Below are 8611 nucleotides of genomic sequence, written 5' to 3' on the forward strand. Positions count from 1 at the left end.
TAACTAATATACAACTACAATCTATATTATTTACTTTAATTTTATCTTCTTTAGCTATACCTATTACTGTTACCCTAATCCAGTTGAAGTAGTTATAAAATTTTCTTCCGTACTTCCTGTGAGTACGACATCATCTAAATCTAAAAGTTTCAATTCTTCCTTTATTCCTTTTATTATTTGTTTTCTGTAGGATTCATTTCATTGCATATAGCATTTGTAATACATACTATATTAGCTCCACTACAAAGGACTTCAAGCAATGCTACTCTAGCAGTAAATCTTCCTACATAGAATGGATCTACTTTAAAACATCACCACTTTTAACCCAATAGACCCACAGCTATCACAATATAACCATTTTATTTTGATTGTCTATAGAAACTAATGTTAAATCTCTAATCTTCTCTACCTTCATATTTTATACCTGCCTTTAAATGTGATGTATTGTTTAGTGTATGTATAACGGCAAAATCATCTTGAATTTCTAGCATACTTATAGAACAATTGTCTATCTTGAAATTCCAGTGATAATTGTAGGTTTTAGATATCAAATGAGATATTATAGATCTTATAACTCCTGAATGAGTGCATATAAGAACTGTTTTTCCATCGCTTTTTTTTATAATTTGATCTATACAATTAGCTACTCTTTCGTGAAATTGTTTTAAAACTTTCTCCATTTGGATATGTATACTCAAAACCTATTATCATCTTATCAAACTCTGATTTATATTTCCTTTATTTTGATCAAATGTTTTTCCTTCAAGGTCTCCAAAATTATCTCATTTAAATTTCTATCCACTATTACATTTTTTTCCTTTGCTATATGGTTTACTGTGTATCTAGTTCTTGAAGATGAGCTAGAGTATATTAGGTTTTTTCTTTTTTTAAAAAATATCTGTAGTTCTTTTTATCTGATCTAACCCATAAATACTAACCTTACTATCTATATGACCAGATAGTTTCATACTACTATTGTCATCAGTTTGAGCATGTCTTAATAATATAATCTTTACCATAAAATCTCCTTAATTTATATATTCAAAGCTAGATATAAAAAATTAAATATAAAAGTTGAGATATTTCGCAGCAACATCCGAGTATCTCCTGTTATTCCATCTATTTTACTAGTTATGTATCTAGTAAATAGCCTTACAAATATCCATAGAATAAATATAAATAATATATTAAATATCAATTCATATGTGTCTAAAATTAAAAAAGCAATTATTAATATAGACTGAATTATTGACATAAGTAATTGATAATTAGTTGTTTTTCCTATAAAGATATTCCCCATTCCTTTTTCTCTTGGAGTAGTATTTTTGTAGCAAGCAAATACAATAGATAATCTTCCAACTACGGGTACAATAACTATAGGATACAGTATGTTTTTTGTATTATACTATAAACAAAAGCTAGCTTTAACAGTATCAAAAACAATATAGCTAAAAGAGCATTAGTTCCAAGTCTTGAATCCTTCATTATTGTAAAATTTCTCTTTATCTGTATAACTATATATCCCATCAAAAGTATCTCCTAATCCGTCTAAATGAAGACCACCTGTTAAAATTACTTCACTTAATAAAATATTACTGATGATATATATATATTAAATATATTTAAAGATATATATGTTATAAGTAAATATATACTACCTAAAATTAATCCTACTAGTGGAAAATATATTATACTTTTTTCGAATTCTTCATCAAAACCTATATCTATTTTTATAGGTATTCTAGTTAAAAACTGTAGTATTCCTATAAATCTTTTCATACTATCAACCCTTTATTTTTACAGGTATTCCACTTACAAGTAAATATACTGTATCACTTTCTTTAGCTATTAATTGATTTATTCTTCCTAGGATATCTGTATAAATTCTAGATAATCTATTATCTGCAACTATACTCATCCCTACTTCATTTGTAACTATTACAAAATATAAATCTGAATTTTTTATTTCTCTAATAAGAAGCTTAACTTGATCTTGTATGTACTTTCTATTTCATCTATCTTGTCTATTGTGCATGTTTCATAATTCACATTAAATTTAAACATAAGATTATTAACTAGTAAACCTATGCAGTCTAAAATAACAGTTTGGTTGTTTTTAGATATATCTTTTATACTTTTGTATACATCTTCATATATTTCGTAAGTAGTCCACTCTTTTGGTCTACTTTCTTTATGCTTTTTTATCCTATCTGTCATACCTTCATCAAATGGTATAGCTGTTGCAATATAAGCAACATTATTGTTTTGGATTTTACATAAATATTCTGCATAAGAGCTTTTTCCGGACCTAGCACCACCTGTAACCAACGTAATTTTACCCATATATTCACTCCTTTGTTTATTAGAATTTACGTACAAAAAAAGTCTACATCTTTATTTTAAAATAAAGATGTAGACTTTTAAACATAAAAAAATATGTGGCTACGTCCTACTCTCCCAGGAGGCTTCCCTCCAAGTACCATCGGCGCAAAGGAGCTTAACTTCTGTGTTCGGAATGGGAACAGGTGTATCCTCCTTGCTATAGTAACCACATAATATATTAGCACTTTCAAAACTGCATAGCATTTTTGGTCAAGTCCTCGACCTATTAGTACTCATAAGCTAAACACATTACTGCGCTTACACCTTGAGCCTATCAACCAAGTAGTCTTCTTGGGGTCTTACCTTAGAAAGTGGGAAATCTTATCTTGAGGGTGGCTTCGCGCTTAGATGCTTTCAGCGCTTATCCAGTCCATACATAGCTACCCAGCTGTGCCACTGGCGTGACAACTGGTGCACCAGAGGTATGTCCATCCCGGTCCTCTCGTACTAAGGACAGCTCCTCTCAAATTTCCTACGCCTGCGACGGATAGGGACCGAACTGTCTCACGACGTTCTGAACCCAGCTCGCGTACCACTTTAATGGGCGAACAGCCCAACCCTTGGGACCTACTACAGCCCCAGGATGTGATGAGCCGACATCGAGGTGCCAAACCTCCCCGTCGATGTGGACTCTTGGGGGAGATCAGCCTGTTATCCCCAGGGTAGCTTTTATCCGTTGAGCGATGGCCCTTCCACTCGGTACCACCGGATCACTAAGCCCGACTTTCGTCCTTGCTCGACCTGTATGTCTTGCAATCAAGCTCCCTTTTGCCTTTACACTCTATGCACGATTTCCGACCGTGCTGAGGGAACCTTTGGGCGCCTCCGTTACTTTTTAGGAGGCGACCGCCCCAGTCAAACTGCCCACCTGACAGTGTCCCAAGACCGGATTCACGGCCTGTGGTTAGAATCCCAATACTACAAGGGTGGTATCCCAAGGATGGCTCCACCGAAACTGGCGTCCCGGCTTCTTGGCCTCCCACCTATCCTGTACATGTAGTATCAAGATCCAATGTCAAGCTACAGTAAAGCTCCATGGGGTCTTTCCGTCCTGTCGCAGGTATCCAGCATCTTCACTGGAATTACAATTTCACCGAGTCCCTTGTTGAGACAGTGCCCAAATCGTTACGCCTTTCGTGCGGGTCGGAACTTACCCGACAAGGAATTTCGCTACCTTAGGACCGTTATAGTTACGGCCGCCGTTTACTGGGGCTTAAGTTCAGTGCTTCGCAAAAGCTAACACATCCCCTTAACCTTCCAGCACCGGGCAGGCGTCAGCCCCTATACATCATCTTTCGATTTAGCAGAGACCTGTGTTTTTGGTAAACAGTCGCTTGGGCCTATTCTCTGCGGCCTCCTCGGGCATACACCCTAACGAGGCACCCCTTCTCCCGAAGTTACGGGGTCATTTTGCCGAGTTCCTTAACAAGGGTTCTCTCGCTGGCCTTAGGATTCTCTCCTCACCTACCTGTGTCGGTTTGCGGTACGGGCACCTCTTACCTCGGTAGAGACTTTTCTTGGCAGCATGAAATCAGCTACTTCGCTACTTAAATTCGCTCCCCATCACACCTTAGGATATGTTAAGACGGATTTGCCTATCTTAACTCCCTTGATGCTTGGACCTACGCGACCAGCGGTAGGATAGCCTATCCTTCTGCGTCATCCCATCCCTCAAACGGTAATTGGTGGTACAGGAATCTCAACCTGTTGTCCATCGCCTACGCCAATTGGCCTCGGCTTAGGTCCCGACTAACCCTGAGCGGACGAACCTTCCTCAGGAAACCTTAGGTTTTCGGCCCGTGGGATTCTCACCCACGTCTCGCTACTCATGCCAACATTCTCTCTTCTCTAAAGTCCACTAATCCTTACGGTTTAGCTTCAGCCCTTAGAGAATGCTCCCCTACCCATCCTTACGGATGCCGTAGCTTCGGTGATGAGTTTTAGCCCCGGTAATTTTCGGCGCAGGATCACTCGACCAGTGAGCTATTACGCACTCTTTAAATGAATGGCTGCTTCTAAGCCAACATCCTGGTTGTCTGTGCAATCCCACATCCTTTTCCACTTAACTCATACTTAGGGACCTTAGCTGACGGTCTGGGCTGTTTCCCTCTTGACTATGAATCTTATCACCCATAGTCTGACTCCCGAGCAAAAGAATAAGGCATTCGGAGTTTGATAGTCTTCGGTAACCCAAAGGGCCCCTAGGACAGTCAGTGCTCTACCTCCTTTTCTCTAAGCTCGAGGCTAGCCCTAAAGCTATTTCGGGGAGAACCAGCTATCTCCAAGCTCGATTGGAATTTCACCGCTACCCACAGCTCATCCCCGCACTTTTCAACGTGCGTGGGTTCGGACCTCCACGAAATTTTACTTTCGCTTCATCCTGTCCATGGGTAGGTCGCCTGGTTTCGGGTCTACGGCAAGTAACTAAAACGCCCATTTAAGACTCGCTTTCGCTGCGGCTCCAGACCTTAAGTCCTTAACCTTGCTACTTACCGTAACTCGTTGGCCCGTTCTACAAAAAGTACGCGGTCACACTAAAAATGTGCTTCCACAGCTTGTAGGCACAGGGTTTCAGGTTCTATTTCACTCCCCTCCCGGGGTTCTTTTCACCTTTCCCTCACGGTACTATGCGCTATCGGTCACCAAGTAGTATTTAGCCTTGGGGGGTGGTCCCCCCTGCTTCCCACAGGGTTTCACGTGTCCCGTGGTACTCTGGAGTATGCTCAAAAGGTTTCGTGTTTAATCTACAGGACTGTTACCTTCTGTGGTGGGCCTTTCCAGACCTCTTCGACTACACTACTAACTTTCTAAAGAGCATATCCGCAACCCCTACAAAGCGAAGCTTTATAGGTTTGGGCTAATCCCCTTTCGCTCGCCGCTACTTAGGGAATCGAATTTTCTTTCTCTTCCTCAGGGTACTTAGATGTTTCAGTTCCCCTGGTTCCCCTCCTTAGACTATGTATTCATCTAAGGATACCTAGACATTACTCTAGGTGGGTTTCCCCATTCGGAAATCTCCGGATCAAAGGTTGCTTGCACCTCCCCGAAGCTTATCGCAGCTTACCACGTCCTTCATCGGCTCTTGGTGCCAAGGCATCCGCCCTGCGCCCTTAATAACTTGACCAGCTATAATGCTATGCAATTTTCAAAGTGCTAAAGCACTTTAACTAAGTGCTAATTGGTGGAGATGAGGAGGATCGAACTCCTGACCCCCTGCGTGCAAGGCAGGTGCTCTCCCAGCTGAGCTACATCCCCACGTTTTCAGCAATGAACGCTGAAAACTAAACAGCAGGTAAAACTCCTTAGAAAGGAGGTGATCCAGCCGCACCTTCCGATACGGCTACCTTGTTACGACTTCACCCCAGTCATCGATTTCACCTTCGGCAGCCCCCTCCTTGCGGTTAGGTAGCTGACTTCGGGTGCCCCCGACTCCCATGGTGTGACGGGCGGTGTGTACAAGACCCGGGAACGTATTCACCGCGGCATTCTGATCCGCGATTACTAGCAACTCCAGCTTCATGCAGGCGAGTTTCAGCCTGCAATCCGAACTGAGACCAGCTTTAAGGGATTAGCTCAGCCTCACGACCTTGCAGCCCTCTGTACTGGCCATTGTAGCACGTGTGTAGCCCTAGGCATAAGGGGCATGATGATTTGACGTCATCCCCACCTTCCTCCGAGTTATCCTCGGCAGTCCCTTTAGAGTGCCCAACTTAATGCTGGCAACTAAAAGTAAGGGTTGCGCTCGTTGCGGGACTTAACCCAACATCTCACGACACGAGCTGACGACAACCATGCACCACCTGTCACCTCAGTCCCCGAAGGGAAGGCTCCGATTAAGGAGCTGCCTAAGGGATGTCAAGCCTAGGTAAGGTTCTTCGCGTTGCTTCGAATTAAACCACATGCTCCGCTGCTTGTGCGGGTCCCCGTCAATTCCTTTGAGTTTCACTCTTGCGAGCGTACTCCCCAGGCGGAGTGCTTAATGCGTTAACTACGGCACCGAGAGGGGTAACTCCCGACACCTAGCACTCATCGTTTACGGCGTGGACTACCAGGGTATCTAATCCTGTTTGCTCCCCACGCTTTCGTGCCTCAGCGTCAGTTGCAGTCCAGAGAGCCGCCTTCGCAACTGGTGTTCCTCCCAATATCTACGCATTTCACCGCTACACTGGGAATTCCACTCTCCTCTCCTGCACTCAAGCCCAACAGTTTCAAAGGCTTACTACGGTTGAGCCGTAGCCTTTCACCTCTGACTTGAAGGGCCGCCTACGCACCCTTTACGCCCAGTAATTCCGGATAACGCTAGCCCCCTACGTATTACCGCGGCTGCTGGCACGTAGTTAGCCGGGGCTTCCTCCTTGAGTACCGTCAGAATTCTTCCTCAAGGACAGAACTTTACGACCCGAAGGCCTTCATCGTTCACGCGGCGTTGCTGCATCAGGCTTTCGCCCATTGTGCAATATTCCCCACTGCTGCCTCCCGTAGGAGTCTGGACCGTGTCTCAGTTCCAGTGTGGCCGATCACCCTCTCAGGTCGGCTACCCATCGTCGCCTTGGTAGGCCGTTACCCCACCAACTAGCTAATGGGACGCGGGCCCATCCTGTACCGCAAAAGCTTTGATCAAAAGAAGATGCCTTCCTTTGATATCATCTTGTATTAGCACACCTTTCGGTGTGTTATCCAAGTGTACAGGGCAGGTTACCCACGCGTTACTCACCCGTCCGCCGCTGAGGCAATACTTAACATTCAATACTCATCATGTGTTATGCTTTATTTTGCGTAAAGCTCGCTATCGCGTGCTTGACGCGGCTAGCTGATAATCTTTTTAGATAAATACTCAATGTTAAGTATTGCCTCCGCTCGACTTGCATGTGTTAGGCACGCCGCCAGCGTTCATCCTGAGCCAGGATCAAACTCTCAAATATAACTTTTATATTTAGTAACTGGCTTAATTACCTGCTGTTTAATTTTCAAAGTTCATTTTCGTTTGTCTTAGCGACAAGTAATAATATATCATCTTTTCAAATGTGAGTCAACACTTTTTTTATTGTTATTTTTTGGAGCGGGTGAAGGGGATCGAACCCTCGCAGCCGGCTTGGAAGGCCGGAACTCTACCACTGAGCTACACCCGCATATTCTCTTGTGTCTGGCACGTGTAATAATATATCATGAAGTTTAAGAAGTGTCAATATATTTTTTTGCAAAAAGAAAGCTTTTTGCAATTTCAAAAAGCTTTCTTTGATTAAAGTCTCAAGGGCGTCTTAAATCTCCTTCGTTTGCTTGGTTTAACTTATATTTTTTTCTTTCTTTAATTCATCTATCAATGATAATACCACTTGGTTTGCATCTGCAACTATACCAACATCAGCTACTTCAAATATAGGAGCATCTGGATTATTATTTATAGCAACTATAAATTCTGACTCTTCCATACCTACAATATGTTGTATAGCTCCTGATATTCCACATGCTATATAAAGATTAGGTCTTACAGTTTTACCGGTTTGCCCTACTTGATTATTTTTTTCTATCCATCCAGCATCTACTACAGCACGTGATCCTGATACCGTTCCCGAAAGAAGCTTTGCAAGTTCACTTAATTTATGTAAGTTCTCTTTTTTTCCTATTCCTCTTCCCGCTGATACTAATACATTAGCATCTTCTATATTTATCTTATTTTTTCTTCTTTTACTACACTTAATATTTCTACATCTATATCTTCTTTTTCTATAGAAATATCAATTTTTTCTATAATCCCACTTCTTGTTTCATCTTTTTCTGGTTTCTTCATAACTCCAGGTCTTACGGTTGACATTTGAGGTCTGTGGTCAGGACATATTATTGTAGCCATTATATTACCACCAAATGCAGGTCTTGTCATTAATATATTTGTTGTATTTTCTTCTACATCTATACTTGTACAGTCTGCTGTAAGACCAGTTCTTACTCTAGCTGCAATCCTCGGAGCTAAATCTCTTCCTATAGCTGTAGCCCCTATCAAAAATACATTTGGCTTTCTATCATTTACTAAATTTGAAAGCACCTTTGTATATGGTTTTGTCATATATATGTCTAATTTTCATTTCAACTACTATAACATGATCTGCTCCATAATGTATTAATTCTTCAGCTTTATTTTCTACATTATAACCAACTAATACCGCTGTAAGTTTTTCTCCTAATTTATCTGCTATTTCTCTTCCTTTCCTAATAATTCAATTCCTACTTTATG

At 41.6% G+C, this 8611-nt stretch carries 9 protein-coding genes, 2 tRNA genes, 3 rRNA genes and 2 pseudogenes; all 16 read right to left on the bottom strand.

What is annotated here, in order from left to right; translation table 11 throughout:
• Positions 1–395: 395 nt before the first annotated feature.
• Positions 396–698, bottom strand: coding sequence for a histidine phosphatase family protein (locus tag JWYL7_RS10830; protein WP_331722140.1), 303 nt, complete (start codon positions 696–698; stop codon positions 396–398).
• 189 nt (positions 699–887) lie between these two features.
• Positions 888–1019 (bottom strand): histidine phosphatase family protein, encoded by a 132-nt coding sequence (locus JWYL7_RS10835; RefSeq protein ID WP_331722141.1) that lies wholly within the window; start codon positions 1017–1019, stop codon positions 888–890.
• 14 nt (positions 1020–1033) lie between these two features.
• Entirely contained in the window at positions 1034–1390 is a 357-nt protein-coding gene (locus JWYL7_RS10840; protein WP_331722145.1) for an adenosylcobinamide-GDP ribazoletransferase, read from the bottom strand.
• Positions 1375–1609, bottom strand: a pseudogene (locus JWYL7_RS10875) (adenosylcobinamide-GDP ribazoletransferase). The gene JWYL7_RS10840 and the pseudogene JWYL7_RS10875 overlap by 16 nt, the downstream one beginning before the upstream one ends.
• On the bottom strand, positions 1582–1779 hold the full coding sequence (locus JWYL7_RS10885; RefSeq protein WP_334292133.1) for an adenosylcobinamide-GDP ribazoletransferase: 198 nt from the start codon (positions 1777–1779) through the stop codon (positions 1582–1584). Before JWYL7_RS10885 ends, JWYL7_RS10875 begins: the two are co-directional and overlap by 28 nt.
• A 4-nt stretch (positions 1780–1783) precedes the next feature.
• Positions 1784–1999: a bifunctional adenosylcobinamide kinase/adenosylcobinamide-phosphate guanylyltransferase gene (locus JWYL7_RS10850; RefSeq protein ID WP_331722146.1), complete on the bottom strand. Its 216-nt coding sequence runs from the start codon at positions 1997–1999 to the stop codon at positions 1784–1786.
• A complete protein-coding gene (locus JWYL7_RS09720) occupies positions 1963–2343 on the bottom strand; it encodes a bifunctional adenosylcobinamide kinase/adenosylcobinamide-phosphate guanylyltransferase (RefSeq protein WP_331722142.1) in 381 nt (126 codons plus the stop codon). Before JWYL7_RS09720 ends, JWYL7_RS10850 begins: the two co-directional genes overlap by 37 nt.
• A 93-nt stretch (positions 2344–2436) precedes the next feature.
• Positions 2437–2553: ribosomal RNA gene (gene rrf / locus JWYL7_RS09725) — 5S ribosomal RNA — on the bottom strand.
• 35 nt (positions 2554–2588) lie between these two features.
• A 23S ribosomal RNA gene (locus tag JWYL7_RS09730) occupies positions 2589–5506 on the bottom strand.
• 55 nt (positions 5507–5561) lie between these two features.
• Positions 5562–5637, bottom strand: a tRNA-Ala gene (locus tag JWYL7_RS09735).
• A gap of 51 nt (positions 5638–5688) precedes the next feature.
• A 16S ribosomal RNA gene (locus JWYL7_RS09740) occupies positions 5689–7304 on the bottom strand.
• Together the 16S, 23S and 5S rRNA genes with 2 tRNA genes alongside form the textbook arrangement of a ribosomal RNA operon.
• Before the next feature lie 133 nt (positions 7305–7437).
• Positions 7438–7511: transfer RNA gene (locus JWYL7_RS09745), tRNA-Gly, on the bottom strand.
• 153 nt (positions 7512–7664) lie between these two features.
• Positions 7665–7811: a hypothetical protein gene (locus JWYL7_RS10855; protein ID WP_331722143.1), complete on the bottom strand. Its 147-nt coding sequence runs from the start codon at positions 7809–7811 to the stop codon at positions 7665–7667.
• 54 nt (positions 7812–7865) lie between these two features.
• A pseudogene (locus JWYL7_RS10890) lies at positions 7866–8081 on the bottom strand (FAD-binding protein); the annotation flags it as partial.
• Positions 8048–8422, bottom strand: coding sequence for an electron transfer flavoprotein subunit alpha/FixB family protein (locus tag JWYL7_RS10860; RefSeq protein WP_334292134.1), 375 nt, complete (start codon positions 8420–8422; stop codon positions 8048–8050). The gene JWYL7_RS10860 and the pseudogene JWYL7_RS10890, both read right to left, overlap by 34 nt.
• Complete coding sequence (locus tag JWYL7_RS10895) at positions 8400–8594, bottom strand: adenine nucleotide alpha hydrolase family protein (protein ID WP_334292136.1); 195 nt, start codon at positions 8592–8594, stop codon at positions 8400–8402. The genes JWYL7_RS10860 and JWYL7_RS10895 overlap by 23 nt, the downstream gene beginning before the upstream one ends.
• Between the last annotated feature and the right edge of the window lie 17 nt (positions 8595–8611).

Source organism: Alkalithermobacter thermoalcaliphilus JW-YL-7 = DSM 7308 (assembly GCA_001584565.1).
Classification (GTDB): Bacteria; Bacillota; Clostridia; order Peptostreptococcales; family Peptostreptococcaceae; genus Alkalithermobacter; species Alkalithermobacter thermoalcaliphilus.